This is a genomic window from Brevibacillus aydinogluensis (assembly GCF_961514395.1).
Classification (GTDB): Bacteria; Bacillota; Bacilli; order Brevibacillales; family Brevibacillaceae; genus Brevibacillus; species Brevibacillus aydinogluensis.
In genome coordinates this window covers 1,471,221-1,493,859 of record NZ_OY569118.1, presented here as the reverse complement: position 1 = coordinate 1,493,859, position 22,639 = coordinate 1,471,221, and the positions used below count along the sequence as shown (strand labels likewise).

24 protein-coding genes are annotated in these 22,639 nt (G+C 57.6%); 6 read left to right on the top strand and 18 right to left on the bottom strand.

The window, feature by feature from the left end:
• Positions 1 to 39: 39 nt before the first annotated feature.
• From Q7F15_RS07330 to Q7F15_RS07320, 3 genes are all read right to left on the bottom strand, one after another.
• Positions 40 to 1,059 (bottom strand): inorganic phosphate transporter, encoded by a 1,020-nt coding sequence (locus Q7F15_RS07330; RefSeq protein WP_171564236.1) that lies wholly within the window; start codon positions 1,057 to 1,059, stop codon positions 40 to 42.
• The gene (locus Q7F15_RS07325; RefSeq protein WP_171564237.1) at positions 1,052 to 1,669 is read right to left on the bottom strand and encodes a DUF47 domain-containing protein; all 618 of its coding nucleotides are present in this window, start codon (positions 1,667 to 1,669) and stop codon (positions 1,052 to 1,054) included. The genes Q7F15_RS07330 and Q7F15_RS07325 overlap by 8 nt, the downstream gene beginning before the upstream one ends.
• A gap of 205 nt (positions 1,670 to 1,874) precedes the next feature.
• The gene (locus tag Q7F15_RS07320; RefSeq protein WP_171564238.1) at positions 1,875 to 2,519 is read right to left on the bottom strand and encodes a GGDEF domain-containing protein; all 645 of its coding nucleotides are present in this window, start codon (positions 2,517 to 2,519) and stop codon (positions 1,875 to 1,877) included.
• A 345-nt stretch (positions 2,520 to 2,864) separates the two neighbouring features.
• On the opposite strand from Q7F15_RS07320, the gene Q7F15_RS07315 reads away from it, so the two are divergent.
• From Q7F15_RS07315 to Q7F15_RS07305, 3 genes are all read left to right on the top strand, one after another.
• Positions 2,865 to 4,118, top strand: coding sequence for an MDR family MFS transporter (locus Q7F15_RS07315; protein WP_230077113.1), 1,254 nt, complete (start codon positions 2,865 to 2,867; stop codon positions 4,116 to 4,118).
• A 159-nt stretch (positions 4,119 to 4,277) separates the two neighbouring features.
• Positions 4,278 to 5,342, top strand: coding sequence for a type III polyketide synthase (locus Q7F15_RS07310; protein WP_304415314.1), 1,065 nt, complete (start codon positions 4,278 to 4,280; stop codon positions 5,340 to 5,342).
• Between the two features lie 7 nt (positions 5,343 to 5,349).
• Positions 5,350 to 5,859 (top strand): isoprenylcysteine carboxyl methyltransferase family protein, encoded by a 510-nt coding sequence (locus tag Q7F15_RS07305; RefSeq protein ID WP_230077115.1) that lies wholly within the window; start codon positions 5,350 to 5,352, stop codon positions 5,857 to 5,859.
• Between the two features lie 186 nt (positions 5,860 to 6,045).
• On the opposite strand, the gene Q7F15_RS07300 is transcribed toward Q7F15_RS07305, so the two are convergent.
• The 3 genes from Q7F15_RS07300 to Q7F15_RS07290 all read right to left on the bottom strand — a co-directional run bounded on the left by Q7F15_RS07300 (position 6,046) and on the right by Q7F15_RS07290 (position 7,367).
• Positions 6,046 to 6,219, bottom strand: a complete 174-nt coding sequence (locus Q7F15_RS07300; protein ID WP_230077116.1) for a DUF4025 domain-containing protein — start codon at positions 6,217 to 6,219, stop codon at positions 6,046 to 6,048.
• 123 nt (positions 6,220 to 6,342) lie between these two features.
• Positions 6,343 to 6,864 (bottom strand): hypothetical protein, encoded by a 522-nt coding sequence (locus Q7F15_RS07295; RefSeq protein WP_230077117.1) that lies wholly within the window; start codon positions 6,862 to 6,864, stop codon positions 6,343 to 6,345.
• An 80-nt stretch (positions 6,865 to 6,944) separates the two neighbouring features.
• On the bottom strand, positions 6,945 to 7,367 hold the full coding sequence (locus Q7F15_RS07290; protein WP_230077900.1) for a MarR family winged helix-turn-helix transcriptional regulator: 423 nt from the start codon (positions 7,365 to 7,367) through the stop codon (positions 6,945 to 6,947).
• Positions 7,368 to 7,751: 384 nt separating this feature from the next.
• Here Q7F15_RS07290 and lepB point away from each other — a divergent pair, with 384 nt between their 5' ends.
• Together lepB and Q7F15_RS07280 are read left to right on the top strand one after the other, a co-directional pair.
• The gene (lepB, locus tag Q7F15_RS07285) at positions 7,752 to 8,318 is read left to right on the top strand and encodes a signal peptidase I (RefSeq protein WP_171564244.1); all 567 of its coding nucleotides are present in this window, start codon (positions 7,752 to 7,754) and stop codon (positions 8,316 to 8,318) included.
• A 149-nt stretch (positions 8,319 to 8,467) separates the two neighbouring features.
• Positions 8,468 to 8,806: a hypothetical protein gene (locus tag Q7F15_RS07280; protein WP_171564245.1), complete on the top strand. Its 339-nt coding sequence runs from the start codon at positions 8,468 to 8,470 to the stop codon at positions 8,804 to 8,806.
• 174 nt (positions 8,807 to 8,980) lie between these two features.
• On the opposite strand, the gene Q7F15_RS07275 is transcribed toward Q7F15_RS07280, so the two are convergent.
• The 7 genes from Q7F15_RS07275 to Q7F15_RS07245 form a co-directional block, all read right to left on the bottom strand.
• The gene (locus tag Q7F15_RS07275) at positions 8,981 to 9,964 is read right to left on the bottom strand and encodes a hypothetical protein (protein ID WP_304415313.1); all 984 of its coding nucleotides are present in this window, start codon (positions 9,962 to 9,964) and stop codon (positions 8,981 to 8,983) included.
• On the bottom strand, positions 9,955 to 10,488 hold the full coding sequence (locus tag Q7F15_RS07270; RefSeq protein WP_304415312.1) for an RNA polymerase sigma factor: 534 nt from the start codon (positions 10,486 to 10,488) through the stop codon (positions 9,955 to 9,957). Before Q7F15_RS07270 ends, Q7F15_RS07275 begins: the two co-directional genes overlap by 10 nt.
• Positions 10,489 to 10,701: 213 nt before the next feature.
• Entirely contained in the window at positions 10,702 to 11,709 is a 1,008-nt protein-coding gene (locus Q7F15_RS07265; protein ID WP_304415311.1) for a M15 family metallopeptidase, read from the bottom strand.
• Positions 11,710 to 11,979: 270 nt separating this feature from the next.
• Positions 11,980 to 14,010: a gamma-glutamyltransferase gene (gene ggt / locus Q7F15_RS07260; RefSeq protein WP_304415310.1), complete on the bottom strand. Its 2,031-nt coding sequence runs from the start codon at positions 14,008 to 14,010 to the stop codon at positions 11,980 to 11,982.
• Between the two features lie 201 nt (positions 14,011 to 14,211).
• On the bottom strand, positions 14,212 to 15,291 hold the full coding sequence (locus Q7F15_RS07255; protein WP_171564248.1) for a phosphodiester glycosidase family protein: 1,080 nt from the start codon (positions 15,289 to 15,291) through the stop codon (positions 14,212 to 14,214).
• Complete coding sequence (locus Q7F15_RS07250; protein WP_171564249.1) at positions 15,272 to 15,787, bottom strand: coiled-coil domain-containing protein; 516 nt, start codon at positions 15,785 to 15,787, stop codon at positions 15,272 to 15,274. The genes Q7F15_RS07255 and Q7F15_RS07250 overlap by 20 nt, the downstream gene beginning before the upstream one ends.
• 106 nt (positions 15,788 to 15,893) lie before the next feature.
• Positions 15,894 to 16,715, bottom strand: a complete 822-nt coding sequence (locus Q7F15_RS07245; RefSeq protein ID WP_171564250.1) for an RDD family protein — start codon at positions 16,713 to 16,715, stop codon at positions 15,894 to 15,896.
• Between the two features lie 89 nt (positions 16,716 to 16,804).
• On the opposite strand from Q7F15_RS07245, the gene Q7F15_RS07240 reads away from it, so the two are divergent.
• Positions 16,805 to 17,785, top strand: a complete 981-nt coding sequence (locus tag Q7F15_RS07240) for a stage II sporulation protein M (protein ID WP_171564251.1) — start codon at positions 16,805 to 16,807, stop codon at positions 17,783 to 17,785.
• Here the strand turns inward: Q7F15_RS07240 and Q7F15_RS07235 are convergent.
• The 5 genes from Q7F15_RS07235 to Q7F15_RS07215 are packed head-to-tail and all read right to left on the bottom strand — an operon-like array spanning position 17,752 to position 22,609.
• Entirely contained in the window at positions 17,752 to 19,122 is a 1,371-nt protein-coding gene (locus tag Q7F15_RS07235; RefSeq protein ID WP_304415309.1) for a DUF58 domain-containing protein, read from the bottom strand. The two genes, Q7F15_RS07240 and Q7F15_RS07235, sit on opposite strands and share 34 nt — an antisense overlap.
• On the bottom strand, positions 19,073 to 19,993 hold the full coding sequence (locus tag Q7F15_RS07230; protein ID WP_304415308.1) for an AAA family ATPase: 921 nt from the start codon (positions 19,991 to 19,993) through the stop codon (positions 19,073 to 19,075). The genes Q7F15_RS07235 and Q7F15_RS07230 overlap by 50 nt, the downstream gene beginning before the upstream one ends.
• Positions 19,994 to 20,000: 7 nt before the next feature.
• A complete protein-coding gene (locus Q7F15_RS07225; protein WP_304415307.1) occupies positions 20,001 to 21,137 on the bottom strand; it encodes a DUF4350 domain-containing protein in 1,137 nt (378 codons plus the stop codon).
• The gene (locus Q7F15_RS07220) at positions 21,121 to 21,765 is read right to left on the bottom strand and encodes a DUF4129 domain-containing protein (protein ID WP_230077125.1); all 645 of its coding nucleotides are present in this window, start codon (positions 21,763 to 21,765) and stop codon (positions 21,121 to 21,123) included. Before Q7F15_RS07220 ends, Q7F15_RS07225 begins: the two co-directional genes overlap by 17 nt.
• On the bottom strand, positions 21,749 to 22,609 hold the full coding sequence (locus Q7F15_RS07215) for a DUF7847 domain-containing protein (RefSeq protein WP_304415306.1): 861 nt from the start codon (positions 22,607 to 22,609) through the stop codon (positions 21,749 to 21,751). The genes Q7F15_RS07220 and Q7F15_RS07215 overlap by 17 nt, the downstream gene beginning before the upstream one ends.
• Positions 22,610 to 22,639 lie beyond the last annotated feature (30 nt).

Genomic DNA, 22,639 nt, shown 5'->3' with positions numbered 1-22,639 from the left:
CTCTCCCCGTTAAGAGAGAGAGGCGGGAACTCGATTCCGTTACAAAAAGACGTCGAATACCACGTAACAGGCAGCTGCGAGCAGTCCTGTCGCCGGCAGTGTAATGACCCATGTCACCAGGATCCGGCCGGCCAATCCCCACTTTACTGCGGAGAATTTTTGCGACGCTCCCACGCCCAGAATGGACGAGGTGATCACGTGCGTCGTGCTGACGGGCAGTTTCAGCATGGTAAAAATGGTAATAATCAGGGCAGACGACAAGTCGGCGGAGAAGCCGCTGATCGGCTTGATCTTCATGATCTTGCCACCCATCGTTTTAATGATCCGCCAGCCGCCAAACGACGTGCCAAGCGCCATTGCGATCGCCGCCGAGATTTTCACCCAGATCGGAATCGTGATTTCACCCGTCTCCGAGGTCATAAAGCCGCCGGAGATCAACGCGAAAGTGATGATCCCCATGGTCTTCTGAGCGTCGTTGGCCCCGTGGCTGAACGATTGCCAGGACGCCGACAGCACCTGCAACAAGCGAAAGCCTCTGTTCGTACGATGATACGGCATGTTGGCCACCAGTGCGGAGACCAGCTTGATAATGACAAACCCGACTACAAACGCAACGATCGGTGAGAAAATCAGCGCCTGGACAATGCTGATAAAGCCTGCCATGTTAATGGAGTCGAAACCGGCTGCACCGACAACCGCACCGGCCACCCCGCCGATCAGGGCGTGTGACGACGAACTGGGAATCCCGAACCACCAGGTGATCAGGTTCCACAGAATGGCGGACGTAAGCGCGGCCAGGACGATGACCAGACCGTTCTCCAGCTTGAACGGGTCGGCGATGCTTCCCCCGATCGTTTTGGCCACGCCGGTATAGGTAAGCGCACCGATCAGGTTCAGTACCGACGCAATCAGAATGGCCGTGCGGGGACTCAGCGCCCGGGTGGACACGGACGTGGCGATCGCGTTGGCCGTGTCGTGAAAGCCGTTGATAAAGTCAAAGCTGAGCGCCATGATGACGACAAGGATGAGTATGATTATGTCAGGCGAAAGACTAAGCATTCTTCAGCACAATCCCTTCTACCAGGTTGGAAACATCCTCGGCGAAGTCCGCACAGTCTTCCAGCTTGTCGTAAATCTCCTTCAGCTTGATCGCCTCGATCGGATTGGCGTCGGGTGCGTTGAGCAGGTCGGACACCATTTTCCGGTAGTTGGAGTCGGACTCATGCTCCAATTCCTTGATCTCGGAAGCGTATTGGGACACCACCTTGTGATCCAGTTTGCGCAGGGTGCGAATCAGCTCGATCAGTTTGGCCGAGCATTTCACCAGAATGTTGGCCTGAGCCAGAACGCGAGGATCGGGCTGGTGCACTTGATAGAGGTACATCCGATCCGCTACCCCGTCGATATAGTCAATCATTTCGTCCATCGTATGCGCGAGCTGGTGAATGTCCTCCCGCTCCAGCGGGGTGATGAACGTGGAGTTCAGCTCGTTCATGATCCGACGAACGATTTCATCCCCTTCTTTTTCAACCGCTTTAATCGCTTTCACTTTGGCTTCCACATCCTGATAGTTGCCAATCATCTCGTAAAACAGATGGGTGCCTTTGTGAACATTGGCGATTTGCTGTTCAAACAGGTCAAAGAAGATGTCCTTGTTGGATTTCCACATATGTTCCGTCGTCACTCCTTTGGAAAAATAGCGCCTCAACGATTATAACCGAACAACTTTCGAAAGGTAAATTTAAAAACAAGGACAAACGCGTATTTTTTTCATTAAGATATTGTAAAGGTTTTGTAAAGACGCATGACAAGCGAAAAACACCCGCCCTATTCCCGGATGCGGGTGTTCAATTATCTCCAAATGTTTCCTTCCCTCAATGGTGCGCTACCAAAATGCAGTCTTTCTTTTTTTTCGCTTCGTACATCAGGGTGTCTGCCTTCGCCGCCAGTTCCGTTGCCGTGGACGCGTGCGCGGGAAACGAGGCAATGCCGATGCTGACCGTTACGCCCCCAAGATCCTCCCGAACATTGCGCTGGATTCTCTCCCCCACGGCTACACCGTGCGGCGTTTCCGCATGAGGCAGCATGATGACAAACTCCTCGCCGCCCCATCGGCCGACCGCATCCTGCGCGCGGATGCTGCGTTTCAGAATGTCGGCAAAGCGGCACAGCAGCTCGTCTCCCGCCAAGTGACCATGGCTGTCATTGAATATCTTAAAATTGTCCAGGTCGATAAACAGCAAGGTAACCGGATAGTCGTGGCGGCGGGCCCGCTCTATCTCCTTTTCCAGCAATGCAAAAAAGCGGCGGTTGACAAGAGCACCTGTCAGCGAGTCCAGACTGGCCTCCTCTCTCAGTCTCTCGGCATACAATCCCATCTGGTAACCCGCTGCTGCCTGCATCACCGCGACCACTGCGGCCAGTACGGCCGTCAGCTGATGGGACGGCAGTCCGTATACAACCGTCCACAGCAGGCTAAACAGGCAGGATATCCCCAACCCTATCCAACGTAAGTCCAACGATATCCCCTCCGACGTAGTTCGCACAAAAACGCGTTGGATATGATACAAAAGACCTAAATAACCACGGAAAATATAGGACTTTTATCTTATTCATAGGAATATTTTACCTGTCTGTTCCAGTGAGTTCAAGGAAAAAAATCGCCAGCGCAGTGTCGGGACAACGTGTAAACCGACTCGCGTATCGCTCGCTCCGTTCGCGCCCCCTCTCATGGAAGCCGTGCTCACGCAAAAGGCATTAACGAAAAACTCAGTATTCAGATATGTATAAACCTTCTTTTTCATTTCACAAAAAATTCGTATACTACTAAAAAATTCTTTTATCAGAAGCGAGGAATTTACGACATGGCATGGCTTCAATCCGTCTTTACACGTTATGACTCGACCATCTGGATCCGCGTAATCGGGACGATTCTGACCACATTTGCCGGATTCATGCTCCGACCCTTCCTGGCCTTTTATCTATATGAGAGAATGGACAACAATCTGGTGGTGGCGGCCATGGTGACCAGTCTGCAGCCGCTGACCAGCATGATCGCCGGACTTTATTCTGGAGGATTGGCTGACCGTTACGGACGAAAGCCGTTGATGGTGGCCGCCCTGGCGATCGAAGCGATCTCCATGGCTGGTTACATCTGGGCGGAGTCCCTCTATGACTTTGCGGCTTTAACCATTCTGAACGGAATCGGCTCGTCCCTGTTCTGGCCGGCAGCCAGCGCACAGGTGACGGACGTGGTTCCGGAGGAAAAGCGCAGTGAGGTGTTCGCCCTGCTGCATACCGCCCTCAACCTGGGCGCGGCGGCGGGACCGCTGATCGGGGTTACGCTGTACAAAATCAACCCGGCAATCGTCTTCGGCATTTGTTCGGCCGCACTCTTCACCTATATGCTGCTGATCGTGTGGAAAGTACCGGAGACACTCCCCCGTGAGAAGCGGAAGCAGGGCAGCCAAGGACAAGCAGACAAGCCAAAAGCGCCCAAGCTGCGGCTGCACGAGCACACCACCCTGTTGTGGATGACGCTGGCGGCCGTTCCGGTCTCGCTCCTGTACTCCCAGGTGGAGATCATCCTGCCGCAGCACCTGCGGACGCGCTTTGATGATTTCCTGACCGTGTTTGCCACCTTGATCACGATCAACGGCCTGCTCGTCGTATGCTGCCAGATCGTGATCGCCAAGTTTGCCGAACGTTTTCCGGCCCATCGCGTCATCCTGCTGGCCTACCTGCTCCTCGCCTGTGTCGGCATCGGCTACGGCTGGGCCCCCACCTTTTTCCTGCTGGTGGTGGCGGAGGCCATCTTTACGCTGGGCGAGATGCTGTACGGCCCGCAAATCCAAAAGGCAATTTCCGTCATGGCGCCGGAAGCGTACCGCGGCCGTTACTTTTCCATTTTCGGGGCCAACTGGAGCATCACTGGCGCGATCGGCCCGTCGCTTGGCGCCGTGTCGTTCCGCAGCATCGGCGGCGCCTACTGGTTTTCCCTGCTCGCCGTCCTCCTGCTCGTCGCCGGCCTGTTCCAGTACCGGCTGGTGAAGCGGGCCATGAGCCAGCGGCAGCCGGCTCCTTTTGACGGTTCCAAGCCTCCGATTGCCGCGTCATAAAGGGCGGCTGGCAATTTCCCGAAAACGACCGCCTGCAGCTCAAGCGATTCTGTTCTCGCTCCCTTCCGCTTTCGTTTTGTTTTCCCGTGTGTCACGAATCGGACAACTGCGTTTAGGGAAAACTGGAACTACTTACCTGACGAAAAGGAAGGGATTGCGATGCCCCGCATCGAAGCCACGGCGACCGCTGTTCCTGAACATGTAATCACTCAGGACGATTCCATGGCGGTCGCCCGTGCGTTTTTCCAACAAGCCTTCCCCGACATTGATCGCCTGCTCGCCGTCTTTGCCAACAGCCAAATTCGCAAGCGCCACTTCTGCATGCCGCTCGACTGGTTTACAACAGAACACGGGTTTGCTGAAAAAAACCGGCTGTACGTGGAGCATGCCGTCTCCCTTGGTGCCGAATCCGCCCGGCGCTGCCTGAACAAGGCCAACACGGCGGCTTCGGGGATTGACTGCCTGATCTTCGTCTCCAGCACGGGCATCGCCACCCCAAGCATCGACGCCCATCTAATCAACCGCTTGGGCCTGCGGCCGGACATCGCCCGCGTGCCGCTGTGGGGACTGGGATGCGTCGGCGGGGCGATGGGTCTTACACGGGCATTTGAATACGCCCGGGCGTACCCCAGAAGCCGCGTCCTGGTGGTGGCAGTAGAACTGTGCGGATTGACATTTATCCGACAAGACCTGTCCAAAAGCAACCTGGTCGCCACCTGCCTGTTTGCTGACGGAGCCGCTGCCGTGCTGGTGGAAGGTGATGAGGTGAAGCGGCCGTCTGCTCCGCCCCGCCTCTGTTTCATGGGGGCACGCACGACAACATGGCCGGATACGCTGGACATCATGGGCTGGGAACTGACCGAACCGGGCCTGAAAGTGATTTTTTCCCGCGACATTCCCAGCCTGGTTCGGCAGTCGATGCGGGCCAACGTCGAGGGATTTCTCGGACCGTTTGGCGTATCTGTCCCGGACGTGCAGCGATTTATCTTCCATCCCGGCGGGGCGAAGGTGCTGGCCGCCTACCGGCAGGCGTTGGGGATTCCGGCAGAAGCCACACGGTTGGCCGAGGACGTCCTCCGCGACTTTGGCAACATGTCGTCGCCCACCGTTTTATTTGTGCTGGAAAAGTGCATGGAAGAGGACTGGCAGCCGGGCGAAAAGGGACTGCTGGCCGCCCTCGGACCTGGCTTCAGTTCGGAGTTGATCCTGTTGGAAGCGAGGTGAGCAGAGCGTGAGCTTTTTTGTCACCGTCTATACCGTCGTCGTCGCCCAACGCCTGCTGGAACTGGCCCTCGCGCGGCGCAACGCCCGCCACATCCTCGCCGCGGGCGGACGGGAAGTAGGGGCCGAACACTACAAGTACATCGTCACCCTGCATGTGCTGTTTCTTGTCAGCCTGCTCGCGGAGGGACTCCTCCATGAAGGCAGGACCGCGCCGTGGTGGGCCTGGACATTTTCCGTATTTGCACTGGCCCAAGGACTGCGGTACTGGTGCATCGTCAGCCTGGGAAAACGCTGGAACACGCGCATCTACATCCTTCCCGGCAGCGAACCCGTGCGGCGCGGCCCGTACCGCTTCCTGCGCCATCCCAACTACCTGGTGGTGTCGATTGAACTGCTCGTCCTGCCGCTCACTTTTTCCGCCGTCGTGACCGCCGTCGTCTTTTCCCTGGCCAACTTTTGGCTGCTGTGGCGCGTCCGGATACCCGCGGAAGAGCGGGCTGTCTACGACCGGCCGTAAGCGGTACGCATTGTGATCAGGGGAAAGGACGACTGCCGCTTTGACATAACAAACAACCCGGACAAATATGCAGTCCGGGTTGTTGCTGTTTGATGGAGACGGATCAGAGGAGATGGATCAGACGATCAAGCCTGCCGTCTGCTGTACCCGCCCGGCAGGCAAGCGGGGACGGTCGAGATCAGGACATCAGTTCAGTCCTTGGGCATCGTCGATCGTCCCCATTTTGTACATATCGCTCACCTGCTCTTGGGTGATGTTCACCTCCTGGGATTGCTCCGCATCTGCTCTGGACTCTGACGCAAATGTCCTGATCGATGTGTCAGCAGTGCGGTCCAATTCATTTTGGCGCTCATCTGCCATGTCAGTTCCTCCTTCCTGATTTAGGTCAATTCGTAGTGTGTGCGGCTTCCCTGCCATTTAGCCAAAGCGAGCGCGTCAAAAAACCCCTTCTGCATCGAGAAGGGGTTAGGGGCAAGAGCGTGTTTACTTGTCGTTGTTCGCATACGGCACCGACCAACTCCAGCCGTGAGCCTGAGTGGTATCGTTGGTGCTGGCAGCCGGTTTCACCACGATCACGCTGTCCTCTACCGGAGCAGCCACCCAACCGTGAGCCACGCCGGTGGGTTGCTCGCTTTTGGGCGACAGGATGATCGTTTGATCTTCTACCGGCATGGCAATCCAGCCGTTTTGCGTGGTTACTTGTGCTGTAACGCTCGACTGAACTACGAACTGATCCTCAACCGGCATGTTGATCCAGCCGCTTTGGTTGGTGACAGTCGCGTTGCTTCCCGGCAGGACCACCCACTGATCCTCTGTCGGTATGTTGATCCAGCCGCTTTGGTTGGTGACAGTCGCGTTGTTTCCCGGCTGGACTACCCATTGATCCTCTGCCGGCATGTTGATCCAACCGTGAGCCTGAACAGCTTCGTTTGCATAAGCAGCGTTCGCGAACAGAGTGGCGCCGAGAACCATGGTTCCCATCAACAGTGTTGTCGATTTTTTCATTTTCGTACACTCCCATCTTCTGTTGGTTCACGCTGTCCTGTGAAATATCCCCCGCCCGCTGCTCCGATACGGCAAGTAGGTTACTGCAAGCCTTGCTTCAGTTTTCGGAGATAGAGTGTAAACTGTTCCAGTTCGCTGTCGGTCAGGTTTTCCAGCAGTTTGGTGAGGAGTTCCCTCCGTCTGGACAACAATCGCTCCATCAGCGGAACCGCTTTGTCCGAGAGCGTAACCCAGACGACCCGCCGGTCCTGTTCATCACGGAGCCGATTGACGTAGCCCGCCTTGACCAGTCGATTCAGTGCGATGGTGGTGGCGCTGTTCGACTGCTTCAAGAGAGCGGCCAATTCGGACACCGTGCTGCGCTCTCTGTCATAGAGCACCCGCAGCAAGATGAACTGCTTGGGGCTAATTACTTCTTCTTCCAGCAGCCAATGGCTGATGAAGAAGCGAGCCAACTCAACAAACACCTGATCCAGTTCCTCGATTTTACCGGCGCGGGACATTTCGCTCACATCATCACCCTTTTTCAAAAATTCATACTTTTACTATAAAAATATATCGGCTGTTAACAGTCTGCGCAAGCGTTATTCAGTCGGCCTCTGAAAAAGGGGATGTGAGTAGGACAATACGTTTACCGTTTAATATTTTTACTGTAAAACTTTTTACATTGACATCTTACCGCAAAATGGCAAACGATGCAAGGGGCGAGTTCCGTGACAAATTCGTGACGGACAATTGGCGAAATACAGCCTATTTTCCACCTATTTCCACAAAACAACTTCCGTTTCCGTCTGTATCGTATGTATAATAATAGATACGGCAGCGCCTCCTGTTTTCGAAACCAACCGGCGGCCTCCCGACAAACCTGATACATAGGAGATTGGCATATGGAACATACGCAAAGCACGGCAAAGGCAAAATGGAAAACGGAATTGGCAGACTGGTTGAAATCGTTCGTCTTGATTGGCGGCTTGACCGCCTTTATCTATGTGTTTGTGATGGCCCCTTACGTCGTTCAAGGGCGTTCCATGGAGAGCACCCTGCACGACCGCGAACGGGTGATCGTCAACAAGGCAATCTATTACCTGCAGCAGCCAAAAAGAGGCGAAATCGTGATCATCCACCCCGACGCGAGCGGGGAAAACTGGATCAAGCGAGTCGTCGCCGTCGCGGGTGATACCGTGGAGGCGAAAGACGATCAGCTGTATGTCAACGGCCAGCCTGTACAAGAGGAATACCTCACCGCCAACAAGTTGAAAGCGGCAGCGAACGGCATCACACTCACCGAAGACTTTGGCCCGATCACCGTCCCCCCCGGCCACGTCTTCGTCATGGGCGACAACCGGAACAACAGCATGGACAGCCGGGTCATCGGCCCCGTCAGCCTGGAGCACGTGGTCGGCCGGGCGGAACTGGTCTACTGGCCGTTGAACAGCATCCGCCTGCCCAAGTAAGTGCAGCCGGGATGCTGGTTTTTGCATGAGAACAACACATGCGGTGTCACGGGCGCATCTGACCAACACGACTGATAATTTTCCGTATGTTGCACAACATAAAAGGGTAATCGCATGCATCAATCCCACAATCAGGAGGTCGTTTTTTCGTGCATACGATCACCCATGCCCAACAAGAATTGTCTCAGTGCAAACAGACCATCCAGCAGTTGATCCAACAGACAATGCAAGCAAGCGCCACCTACCGTCAGCTTCTGCAGCAGGAACAGCAAAACGCCGCCACGCTGCAGCAGTTGGCTGCTCGCGAGCAGCAGGCGGTCCAGATGATTCAGCAGGCTCTGCAAGGTCATGACATGGCGATTCGCCAGATGCAGCACGCGATCACACTGTGCGAGCAAATGGAGCGGGAGCTGCAGCAGTCAGTCACACAGCAGATTCCCTTGCAGCAGCAGCCGTCACCCCTGCCAACCTACCAGACCCGTCACTGATTCGGCCGCATTCACGGTGCGGCGGACATTGACTGTCGCGAACAGCACACGGCTCTCCGCGTTTCCCGTCCGGATTGCGCGGAGAGCTGTGTTTCGTTTTGGAACAGGTTCCTTAAACCGCACGTATCCCAGATTCCGCCAGACAGCGACGGCAAGGAAACGGGGAATCGTCAGTCATGGGCGTTTCCGGATGGTTTTCCCCTGCTTGCTGCCGTGTGCCGTGAGCACCCACTCGCCCCGCTCTTCCTCCCACGCGTAACGGTATAGGTGATTGACTGCATCGGACGACTTGTAGACAATCAGCGCTTCCTGGCCATCGTGTTTAAGAAACAGGCCAGGGATGATGTCGCCGACCTTTCCGTTTACGGCTACCTGTGTCCAGGCTGCATCCAATCCTTTCCACGCTTTTTCCGACAGGTGAGATGCCTGCTTCCCTTGCTTGATCCCTCGGTCGAATTCATACTCCTCCGGATCGATGCCGAAACTTTCAAACACATCCCGGTACACGTCGTGGAGAAACAACTTGATTTGGAACGAATGCAGGAATCCGCTCTTGTTCGTCAGCAGCAACAGCTTATCATGCGCGTACACATAGGTCGGCCCCGATGCTTTCATCGGAGTAAAGCCCGTCTTTAGCTCAGCGCCAGTGAAGGTTAAGGTAATGTGGCCCGGCACGGAAAAATCCTCGTCGATCTCCACCTTTTCCGCTTGCCCCGGATTGGGGAAAAACACGACGTCCAGCTTCCCTTGGTTGGTGGTCAGCCGAACGGCTTGATTCGTTGCCGCAAAAACGTCTGCAAATGGCGACGGCTCGATTTGTGTAAGCTCCAGGTCGGTATACGACTTCAGGAATCGGATGAATTCCTCAGCAAACGGGAACTGCTCCTCAACAGATGGGTCTGCCGGCTCCACGACAGGAACGCGGCCGCCTCCCGCATCGCGCTGCCAGTCCATAACAACAGGCGTCAGGAGGAACGCGCCCGCCCCGCAGGCTGTCGCCACGGCCGCGATGGAGACTGCGGCACGACGGAACCTCCCCTGTTTTTGTCCGATCCTTTCGCGGATGTTCCGTTCGATCCGCTCCATGTCCGCCCTGGACGGTTGAAATGCCTTCCGCTTCGCCGCTGCCAGCTCGCGCAGCCTTTTGTCTAAATCCATCGCTCCTCCTCCTTGCGCATCAATGCTTTCAGCTTTTCCCGCGCCCTGTGCAGGCGGGTGTAGACTGCTCCGGGTGTAATGCCCAGGATTTCGGCGATCGTTTCCGCTCTCAGTTCTTCGTAGTAGTGGAGAATGAGTACCTGTTTGTGCCGAAACGGCAGCGTGTCGATCAGCCGTGACAACGCGGCCTGTTCGTCCTTCCGCATGACCTCCTTCTCGATGTCGGCGCACGCTACACGGTTTGCCTGGGAGGCGGAAAACCGTTTGCGAAACACCCCAGAGCGCAGGTACCGTTTGGACTCATTGACCGCAATCCGATAGAGCCATGTCTCAATCCGGCTGTCTCCCCGAAACGCAGACAGATGCTTGTACACCTTGAGGAAAACCTCCTGGGTAATGTCCTCCGCAGCCGTCCGGTCGTTGACCAACCAGCAGCACAGCCGGTACACCCGAGCCATCTGCGTCTGCATCAGTTGTTCGAATGCGGCATCCCTGGTCTGGTTCAGTACGGCACCGTCCGTCAACAGATGGTTCTGTTCCAGCGTTCTCCCTCCTTTCTTTCTATTTAGTTAGATACAAGCGGCCATTTTTTTCTTACAGAATAAAAAACCGCCGGGATTCGTTCCAGGCGGTCGTCTCACTCCGGCAGCCGCACGAACCGACGACGAAAGAAGCGGCTGTCCGTCCCCACACCGGGGCGGAAAGCCGCTTCGTCAATCTGTCAGTATATCGGATGCCTAACGAGCCTGCACCTGACCGCTGTCCTGGAAGTACTCTTCCAACGTAACACCAGAGGACATGATCTCCTTGGCCACTTCTTTTCCGACATAGCGGATATGCCACGGTTCGTAGGCGTAGCCGGTGATTTCTTCTTTCCCTTTCAGATAGCGGATGATGAACCCGAATTCGGCGCAGTGCTCCGCCAGCCATTTGCCTTCACGGGTATCGGCAAACGGCTCCTCCAGCAAGGTGCTGGGATCGGTGCCTGCTACGTCGATAGCCAGGCCGGTCTGATGCTCGCTTTTCCCCGGCTGGGCGCTGTAGCGGTTCGCGTGCTCAGCTCCCTGCGTTTTCACGTAACCTTCGAACAGTCCCTTTTGCGTTTGATACGAACGGTAACCGGAGACACCGTACAACTGAATGCCATCCTGTTTCGCCTTGGCGAACAGCTCCTCCAGGGCACGGGCCGCTTCTTCGCGCAACAGGCGCTTCTCCGCCTTGCCGGAAAACGTGAACGGCACGTTGGGTTCGACCAGACGAGGCGGCACGTAATCGGCGGGCAGGGCCCGTTCCTTGTTGACCACCACGACCAAATCGTCCGGATTGGTAACGGTCGGAATGCCGTTCACCATCGTCACGGTCGCAGCGAGAGAGGGTTTGACGGTGATCGTCACGTCTTTGCGTTCGCCCTGATACTCCACGGTAACAGTCGCTGTGGAACCGACCTTTGCCTGGGAAGATACGGAAAGCTCCCCGTTGGAACCGACTGTCACGACATCGGGCGCAGAAGAATGATACGTGACGCCATCCCCGTACGGCAAGGTCTTTTTGGCCCCCGGTGCCAGCACCATGCTGTCCGGAACGGCGGCCAGGCTGATCGATGAGGATGACGGAGCGTTAGCCCCATCCGTCGAAGTCGGCTGCGAGTCCGCCGGAGCGGTCGGCTGCAGCCCTTCACATCCTCCCAACAGCACGGCGGAGAGTACGGCTGCAACTGCTAGACCGGCGGGTTTTCGTGTTTTCATGCGATATACCTCCTGGTTCCTTGCACACACATGTGTATTGTTCTACATTACCATGTAGAATGACGGAATCATAGCCTTAAATGTTACGCTTTTTGCCAGGTTTGCTCCCTCAACCGTACAAAACGGGAAACAGCCTGCCGACGATGCGCGCATAATCCCCCCTAATTATACACCCCTGCCTGACCAATACGTCATACCGCTTCTTCCCACATGTGCAAACAACCAAAAGACCCTGCCATGTTCGGCAGGGCCTCGAAGGGAATAATCTGTTTACGGTTTTTTGAGGAGGACGGCTGCTTCTTTCGCGTCCCAGCTAATCGTGTAACCGAGCGCTTCGGCCACTTTTTTCACCGGCAGAAACGCTTTGCCGCCCACTGTGACGACGTCCTGTTGGAAGCGGGAGGGATCGCCGCCCAGTCCGAGAAGGAGTTTTTCCGCCTCGACGTACGCGGTACCGTTGATCAACGCCTTCTGGTCAGCCGTGTACGGGTAGACGTGGCCGTTCACTTTCAGCACGAACGGTCCTTTTTCCACCGGGGGAAGCGGCTCCGGCTCCGCCGACGTATACGCCACCGCGTCCACCCCAAGCACGGTTCCTTCCCGCGTGTTGTCGGCTCCTCCGTACATTTTGCCGGTCTCAAAGTCGTATATGATTGCCTGCACGTTTCCGATGTCTTCCGGATGCTCGTTGAACACGTGCCCCTTGGCCATCAGTTGGAGGATGACGTCCTGGTCGATGCCTGCCTCCCAGGTGACGTTGGGATAGCTGCTGGTAAAGATGCGCGGCGCCAGGATGGCGTCCTGGATCTCCATGCCGTGCTCGATCACGTTCAAAATGGTCTGCGACACGGAGGCGATAATCGTGGAGCCGCCGGGCGATCCCACTGCCATAAACGGCTTGCCGTCCTTCAGCACGATGGTCGGGCTCATGCTGGAGCGCGGACGCTTACCCGGTTCCACCTGGTTGGCTCCGCCCGGCACGGCGTCAAAGTCGGTCAGCTCGTTGTTCAGCATAAATCCGTATCCGGGGACCATGATGCCGCTGCCGAAGACGTCTTCGATCGTCGTCGTGTAGGAGACGAGGTTGCCCCATTTGTCCATCACGGCAAAGTGGGTCGTCTGCTTGACGGGTTGGGGGTCGGTCAGATTCAGGGCCGGCACCGGCTTCTTGTCTGTTTCGTACTTCCAGGGATCGCCGGCAGTAATCTCAGGGTTGGCCGCATCCGGCCGGATCAATGAGCGCCGCTCCTTTATGTAGTCGTCGTGGATCAGGCCCTGTTTGGGCACGGGGTAATAGTCTTCGTCCGCCATGTACGCGGCCCGGTCCGCGTAAGCCAGACGGTTGGCCTCGATCAGATTGTGCAGGTATTCCACCGAGCCAAACCCGGCCTTTTTGTTGTCAAAGCCCTCCATCAGCTTGAGAATCTGGATCACCGTCAATCCGCCGGAGCTGGGGGGAGACATGGAGACCACTTCGTAGCCGCGGAACTTGGCGCGCACCGGCTCGCGTTCATTGACCTCGTACCGCTGCAAATCGTCCATGGTCATGGAACCGCCGGTCCGCTGTACTTCGCGCACGAGTGCCTCACCGATTTCTCCCTTGTAAAAGGCGTCCGTCCCCTTTTCCTTGATGAGTCGGAAGGTCTTCGCCAAATCGGGCTGGATCAGCAGATCGCCTTTTTTCAAGGGCGTACCGCCTGGCACAAACACTTCTCCGGCCGTCTTGTGCTTCAGCAGTTTGTCCTTCGTGGCGGCGATATATCGGGCGGTCACCCCGTTTACCTCAACGCCCTTCTCTGCCAGCTCGATCGCCGGCTCGATTACCTCGGCGAGCGACATCGTGCCGTATGATGTCAGCGCCTTATCCACACCGAGCAGCGTGCCGGGCACCCCGACCGCCTTGCCGTTGGTGTGCCGTTCGGCAAACGGGATTGGCTCACCCTTTTCATCCAGAAACATCCGGGCGTCTGCTCCCTGAGGAGCCATTTCCCGGCTGTCAATGACCGTGATTTTGTCCTGATCCTTGAGGTAAATCATCATGAAACCGCCGCCGCCAATCCCCGACATGTGCGGCTCCACCACGTTGAGGGCAAATTGGATCGCCGCTGCGGCGTCCACTGCATTGCCGCCTTTTTGCAGAATGTCCCGGCCCACCTGTGCCGCCGCCGGGTGGGAAACCGCCACAATGCCCTGTGTCGCTCCGTCCGCACCTGCAGGAATTCCCGGCACGGCCGCCTGCACCGGCGCTGCCAGCGACACCAGCGCCGCCAAGGACGCAAGAAGCACTTTTGCCTTTTTCATTAAATCCCTCCTCACCCTCCGGTGATCTATGAAAATTATTATATTTCTGAATATTAGGCCCGGTCAACGTGAGAAAGGCGCGAGTGCATCTGGGACAAAAGGACTGAACCCAACGAAAAAAGCCACCCGCATGACGAGTGACTGTTCTTCGAAGCGATGTTCAATCAGGCTGTTTTCGGCATCCGCTGCCGAGCTGTCCAGCTACGGCATGATCACCAGATTGCTGACCACCGGACGCTCCCTGCCGTCGGAAGGCTTGTTCAGAATCTTGCCATTGTAGTAGAAGGCGCTGGAACCGCCGCCGTCCAGATTGTAGGCGTCCACCACGTGGAATTCCTGCAGTTTGCGCTGCGCTTCTTCCAGCGTGACGCCGTTGCTCCACCCCTTGCGCCGCCCGTCGATGACGATCAGCAAGAGGTCGCCGTTGTCAAAGTGGCCGATCAGCGTACGCGGCTGCCGGGCATTGGCCCATTCGCGCGGAATCGGCATGCGCTTGCCGTCCTTGAGGAGCGTCGGCAGGAAGCTGGCCCCCTGCAAAATCCCCTGCTGGGTGATTTGCTGCTGCGAGGTGATTTTGCCGCCGACCAGCCGCCCTTGCTTGTTGAATCCGACGAAGCTCAGATTGGTGTTCGTCGAAAAGGTGCGAATCTTGCCGTCAACGACAGTAATCCCAAGCGGGGTCAGATAGCCGTTTTTATCCTTCATGAAGCCGCCGGCGTTGATCGCCAGCACCGCTCCCGTGCGTTTGCCGGCGCTGCTGGTCGTCTCTCCCTTGCTTTTGACCGCGTCATGCGCCAGCACCATCCGCAGCGCGTTGGGGTTTTTCAGCCGTACTTTGGCCATGTAACCGCGGTATCCGGCTTCTTCCAAGGAATACACTTTGACGATGGAGTTGGGGCCAAAGCTCTGCCCGACCGGATTGCCCAGCATGCTGGACAAGATCGTGTCCAGCACGTCGGCTGACTTTTGCGTCTGCGTTTTGCTCGTCTCCAACAGGTTGTTGATTGATTTGTGCTGTTCCTCGTACTCCCGTTTCTCCTTGTCCGCCCGGCTGCGAAGCTCTTCCATGATGGATGACGCCTCGCGCAGTTGGTCATTTGTGTCATCGAGCTGCTTCATCAGCGCCGCCACCTGATTGCCGGTCGCCTCCACCGGCGGCGTCAACTGCTCCACCGGCAGCTTGTCCACCGGGTTGGCCTGGGAAAACGCCAGCAGGAACCCCACCGCCGGTGCCAAAAGAAACGCGAAGAAGCGGTGAATCTTACCAGGCACGGGCCGCATCCTCCAGTTTTTTCAGCGACGCCTTCAGCTCACCCAACTGCTTGTTGAGCTGATCGATCCGATCCTGCAGGGCTTGTTTGGTCTTGTTGGTGCCGCCGATGGTTTCGCCTGTCAGCTGCAGATCTTCCTGGAGCGTCGCCAATCCGCTCTGCACCTGTTTCATTTCGTTTTGGACGAGCGCCAGTTGTTCTTCTACCTGCTTCATCTGCTGCTCGTTCTGAGCCTGCACCTCTTGAAGGCGCTGGGTCACGAACTGCTGCTGCTTGTCCAGCGTGTGAACGGCAAACGCGTATCCGACGCCGGCCAGTCCCAGCCACAACAGCACAGCGATGACTGTGGGCACAAGCGAGCGCTTATCGTCCGTCCCGGGAGCGACCGCCCGCACCAAACTGGTGAACAGGCCGTTTCTCCTGCGCTTTCCTCCCTGCTTCCCCTGTTCCGGGAGGCGCAGTGTGGTCGATGAAGTCGATGAAGCGGTAACGTACTTGTCGCTCATCTGCTCTCCCTCCTCTTGTGCGACATGAGTTGACATTTTATTATAACACAATCACGGCAGGCGACACCGCATTGCAAAAAAGATCGGAACGCTCCGATCTTTCTGATTACGGCCCAATCTTCCACTCATGTTGAAGCTGCTCGTGCAGTTGCAGCAAAAATCCGATCGGAAAAGCCATCGCCGTCTTCCGGTCAGGCCAATCCAACCTGTCGCACAGCCGTCGTGTGATTTCCAGGGCCAGTATCATTCGCCTGTCCTCCGCCATGGTCATCAGGCGATCAACATAGGCGGAGAGAAGCTGCCAGTCTTCCCGGGTGATTGCCTGTTTCTGCTGTTCGGTCAACACAAAGGGCGGTGCATCCGCCATCCAGCGGGCAAGTTTCCGCTTCTTGTGTCTTCGGGATAGACGCATCCCCTCGTCTTCCAACACGACAATCGTTCCGGCCACCATGTCGCCGATCCGTTTGTCCCGGGGATGAAAAAACACGACCAATCCGCCGAGAAAGTAGCCGGCCGGGAGATTGTCAATAATGCGGAACAAGTTGCGAATCACGGCGGACAAAAACGTCAGCGACTGGCCGTTTTCCTGGATGACGCGAAGGCCCATCCACTTCTTTCCCAGCGTCTGTCCGCCGCGGAAGTACTCCATCAGCAAAAAATAGGCGAAATTCAACACAGTCAGGACGATCAGCAGGATAGCCAGGGCGTAGCTATTTTCATCCTGGAAAAATTCCTCTTCACTGCCAAATACGACTATGACAATCAACACAAATACAGTAAGATTAACCAAGAGAAGGAGCAGCGTGTCAATCAGCTGGGCCGCCGCCCTGCTGCCCAACCCGGCCGTTTGAAACCGGAGCTGTACGTGCTCGGGAGTGACGATGGCCGTTTCTCTGTATGGGCGGTCGATGCTTTTCTGATCACTCATGGGTAAAACGTTCTCCCTTCTCCGAAACGAGTAAGTACCATTCATATTCCTATTATTTGTAAATAGACCACGCAAACGGAGGGTTCATCGTGAATGTGACGTCGTTTTGGCACACCCACAAATCCACCTGGGCCGAACTGGAGCGGCTGCTGGATCGTTTTCACAAGCGGCCGCGGGAGATTGGCGCGGCTGACATTGACCGGCTGACGCTGCTGTACAAAAAGACCTCTGCCCATTTGGCCTACATCCGCACCTATCACCCGCACGATGAGGTGACCCGCTACTTGAACCGACTGGTGGCCCGTGCCCACAACATCGCGTACAAGCAGCAGTCGACCAGCGGCGGACAGCTCTCCCGTTTTTTCTGGGTCAACCTGCTGGAGTTGATCCGCAAACGCCTGCCGTTTATCGGCTGGGCGGCCGTCCTGTTTCTGATCGGCGGCGTTTCCGGATTTGCCGCCGTCATGGCCGATCCGCTGAATCTCTACTACGTCCTGCCGGAAGGGATGGCCGAACGGATCGATCCCAGCCAGCTCGGCCAGGGACACGCAGCGATTGACAGTCCGTTGATCTCCACGGAGATCATGCTCAACAACATCAAGGTAGCGATTCTCGCCTTCATCAGCGGTGTGACGCTTGGCCTGGTGCCGCTCTATCTGCTGCTGTTCAACGGCCTGCTGGTCGGAGCGCTGGCCGCGGTCTACTGGCAGGCGAACGCCAGCTACGCGTTCTGGGCCTACATCCTGCCGCACGGCGTGATCGAGCTGACGGCCATTTTCATCGCCGGCGGGGCCGGTCTGCACATGGGCTACCGCATGCTCGTACCTGGACCATACCACCGCAAATACCAGTTCCTGCAGGCGGCCAAGGAATCGGCCCAACTGCTGCTCGGAACGCTGCCGCTGTTTGTCGTCGCCGGTATCATCGAAGGGTACATCACGCCCTCCGCACTCTCCCTCGAGGCGAAATACGCGGTGGCGATTCTCACCCTCATCGTCATTGTCGGCTGGTACATATACGGGCTGAAGCGGCAGCGTCACAGCGCTTCTCTCGCCTTGATCTCCAAGTAGCGGTTCACTACCGCCAGCGTGAGCTGATCGGCCGGGACGTCCAGAACCTGGATGCCCGCGCCGATCATGTTTTGCTGAAACGCTTTCCGATCGAGCTGGAAGCGCTGGGCCAAGGCCTTGATATACGCCAGGCGGCTGCTGACAGTCTCCGCCTTGTTCCAGGCGTGCAGCAGCGGGTCGGCCAGGGAGAGCAATAACAACAGGTGACTGCGCCGAAACCGCCTGAGGTACGCAGCCATCTGATCTTCAAGCAGGTAGTTTTCCATGTCGGAAAACAGCACCGTCAGGCTGCGCCGCTTCTGCTGCCGAAACAGGTACTCCAGCGCCTGCAACGGATTGGATTCGACGAAGTCGCTCTGCAGGTCAAAGACCGCGTCCAGCAGGGTGTGCAGGTGGGCAAGCCCTCTGCCCGGCGGCACGTACACCTTGGTTTCATGGGAAAAGGCGAGCAGCGCCACCTGATCCCCCTGCCGCAGGGCAACGGCGGCCAGCGTCAGCGCCGCTTCCAACGACAAGTCCAGCTTTGTCCGGCCGTTCAGCTCCACGCCCATCATCCGGCCGCAGTCCAGGAGAATTGTCACGACTTTTCCCTGCTCAGGGCGGTACTGGTTGGTCATCAGGCGGCGCGTCCGCGCAGAGGCCGACCAGTTGATGTGGCGGGGATCGTCATCCGGTACGTAGTCGCGGATCGCGTGAAACTCTGAACCCGACGTGGCCCGACGCATCACTTTCCTGCCATCGACGATCAGGCTTTCCTGGAGCGAGTTGAGGTACCCGCGCACGGCGGACAGATCGGGATACACCTTGACAGACTGCTTGCAGGACAGCTTTGCCTGCTTTTGCCACAATCCGATGCTCCCCCTGTAGCGCAGATACAGATGAGACAACGTGTACGTCCCCCGCTCCCTGGCGCGGGTTTCGTAGCGGACCGTGACGGAGCCCGGCGGCAGTTCTCCCGCGAGCGGCTCCAGCCGATCAAATGAGAGCGGCAGATCGTCGAGCAGTTCGTACCAGACGAGTTGGCCGCTCCTGTTTTCCAGGCGGATGCAGACGGGCAGCGCCCGGCCAAGATCAATCTGCTCCGGCAGTTCACGCACCGCGATCAGCTCCCTGCGCCTGGGAAGCGATGCCAGGTCGATTACGCTCGCGATGACGAGCAACCCGTTCACCATCCAGAACACGGCATACCCCCAGCCGAGCAGGTATCCCAGCGCCGCCAGCGGGCAGCCGGACAGCGCCAGGAGAATCAGCCGCCTGGTCGGCAAGATGAAGTCGTCGAAGAAAAACCTAGCGAGGAACCGGAATCGCGGCCAGCGTCTCATCAATGATGTGGTCACTGGTTCCCCCCTCCAATTCCACTTGCGGCGCAAGAATCAGCCGGTGGCGCAGAGCCGGCCGCGCGACTGTCTTGACGTCATCCGGCGTGACGTACGTCCGCTGATCCAAAACAGCCCAGGCCTTGCTCGCCATCAGGACGGCAATGCCTGCTCGCGAACTGGCCCCCAGCAGCAGCCGATTGGTCTCCCGCGTCTTGCGAATCAGTGTGGCGATGTACTCGATGATCGAATCTTCCACCACCACGTCGGCCAGCTTCCGCCGCTCGCGGACGATCTCCTCCATGCTGATGACCGGCTCGCTCCCTTCCGCCGGCTCGGCAAAGAATGGCACGTGCTGCCTGAGAATCTGCGTTTCCTGCTCATGCGACGGATAGGTGACCTGCAGTTTGAACAGAAACCGGTCCAACTGCGCTTCCGGCAGGGCGTACGTGCCTTCGTACTCCACCGGGTTTTGCGTCGCGATGACAAAAAACGGATCAGGCAGCGGATAGGTGACGCCGTGAATCGTCACCTGCCGCTCTTCCATTGCTTCCAGCAGCGCCGCCTGCGTCTTGGGCGACGTGCGGTTGATCTCGTCAGCCAGAAGCAGGTTGGCAAAGACCGGTCCCTTCACCGTTTCAAACCGGTTTTGCTGCATGTTGAACACGACGTTGCCGATGATGTCGCTCGGCATCATGTCGGGGGTAAACTGAATCCGTCTGTATTCGCCGCCGATCAAGCCGGCCAGGATGCGGACCATTTTCGTCTTGCCGATCCCGGGCACCCCTTCCAGCAACACGTGACCGCCGGCAAGCAGTGCCGCGAGCAGCAACCGAATGTTGTGCCGCTGTCCCAACACGCGTTTCTCCATTTCTTGCAGCAATTGTTCCACGTCTAAATCACTCCTTTTCCACGCGCTCTGTCATGTCATCCAGCATGCGGCTTTCGGCCACCAACTGCTTGAGCGAGCAGCGCCCCTCCGCCTTTGCCCTCTCGATCCGATCGAGCAGACTGATGAGCGCGGCCGCCTCCGCTTCGCTCCACCTCGCCCTGGCTGCCGCCGCGATTTCAGCGGACGAAGCCCGGGTGTGAAGCCCCCAGCGCTCCTGCATGACCTGCCGCAGGTACGCCTCCCGGATTTTCAAGGCATCCAGGGTCAGGCGGCGCCGTTCGTACCAGCTCGCCACGGCCAGCAGCGTTTCATCCCCACGGCGAACCGTCCATTCCCGCAGGGTGTAGACAGGGCCAAATCGTTTGCCCTTCCGCCACAGCCAAAACAGGAGCACCAGCCCCAGTTGGGCCAGAGCCGCCACCAACCAACCCGGGTAGACGGCGAGCATGCCCGGCTGCTGCCGATAGCCGTGATGGTATTCATCCAGCCAGATGACGCTCCAGTCCCCCTGCAAGTACGGCCAGATCAGTTCGAAGTGGGAGTGGTTCATCACCTGCTCGTTCGTCAGCCACTCGGGCACGAGAAACAGCGTGACCGTGCCAGCCCCCACCTTCGTCCGTCCAGCGATAATGCCCAGATCGTCGGAGAGGAGCTTCTCCATGCCCGACGTGTCGTCCAGCCGCTTGTGCGCATACACCAGCCCGGTCCCGCTCTGACCGGGGATAGAGGTGTAGATGGGCCTCTCTTTTTTTGCCTCATCTCCTGCCTCCCCCGCGGAAACGGCCGACAGGTCAGCCTCCTCCCATCCGGTCGGATTTTTTTCAAACACGACCAGGTCGTTGCCGCTCTCCACCCAGCGGAGGATATCCTCCCGTTCGATGTCCGTCACCTGGAGCGGTTCGACCACGATCAGCAGCTGGCCGCTGCCCGACGGCAAAAAGCGCCACGCTTGACGCCACTCTTTGACGCCGCTTCGCTTTTCCCCCAGCAGCGTCGCGACTGCCTTGAGACCGGTTGGCTGGGGCGAAAACGAGACGTACGGCGGATACGACGGAGCTGCCGGATTGATGAACAGCCAGCCCAGCACGCTTAGCAGCAGTACGGCGGCGGCGAGAGCCAGACGGTATTTAGCGACGGTCCCCATGCTGTCCCTCCCCGTTCCACTGCTGTTCCAGCTCGCTCACATGCTGCCAAAAGACCGACTCCTCCACGCGCTTCCTGCCGTACCACACCTGTTCAAAGGCGTGTGCATGGCGGCGAAACAGCGGTTCCAAAGCCGGCTGGCGTTCGCGCAGCTCATCCATATACTCCCAGTTGGTCTTCCACTTTTCCACCCGGATCCACGACTGCTCCTGCAGATACAAGAGCAGGGACAGGAACATGAGGCGCATGCCTTCCCGCCACTCGCCCCGCTGTCCCATCTCCTTGGCTTCCCGCAGGCAATCGGCGTGCGTGCGGATGTGTTCCCCTCTCGAAAGCGGCGCTGCTTTTCGCTGTACCGTCCGCACCATCCGGCTGATAAGCCAGATGATCAGCACGAACAGGCCGATCAGAGCGGCGATGATGATCACACCCGACAGTGTGCTGACTGCTCCCGGCGACACGTCAGCGTGCTTCAGCAGGCGGCTGATCATCTCCACGATGGGCTCCATCAGCACATCCAGCCAGCTTTTTCCCTCCTCTGCCCGAACGGCATACTCATCGGCAGACAATATCTGCGCCAGCCGCTCCTTGTCGCGGGAGAGTTGATCCGCATCAATCATGGCTGCCATTCAACTCCGCCGCAGCCGAAGCCGCAGCCTGCCGCTTCAGCAGCGCCTCCACGTCTGTTCCTTCATAACGCAGCTTCAGATCCAGATAGGAAAGAGCGTAGACAATCATCATCCACGGCATCAGCAGGCACGAGACCAGCACCTGGATCAGCTTGCTCAGGATGGACGTGCCAAAAACGACGAGCGACAAGGCGGAAATGCCGCCAGAGAAGATGGTGTAGATCACCGTCATCACCAGGTACAGCGCTGCCAGGCGCCAGAAGTTGCCCTTTGTTATCTTCCAGCTCCTTCCAATACCAAGCCCTTCATGATCCAGCAACACTACCGGCAGGTAAAACCCCCAACGAATCACAAAAAAGCTCGATACAAGCACGACTGTGATAATCAGTGCGATGTACCCGCCGATTAGCCAACCGATGAGGGCGAGCGGTGAAAGATCGCTGTCATCCACGGTCGCCATGCCTACGATGCTGATGCCGACCACCATAAAAAGCACAGTCAAAATAACCAGGATGCCTGAAATGAACAGTCCAAATACAAACGTGCTGCCGGCGAGCGGCCACACCCGGCTCAGCGCCTGCTTCAGCGCCGCTTTCATGCTGATCGTCTCCCCTGTCACCCCCGCTCTGGTCATCAGCAGTGTCGCCGAGAGCGTCAGCGGATAGGCAAACAGCAACGTCAGCGGCACAATGACAAGCAGGTTCAACAGCAGGAGCCCCACGTTATCCCCCACGTTGTCGTTCAGGGCGGGGTCGGGCTCAACCAGGCGGTTTTGCCAGATTTCCCAAAAAGTCGACGATTCTTCATCGCTCTTCACCAGAGGCACGCTGTCAAGATCTGTCATTAATACCTCCTGCATCAGGAGACATGGTCC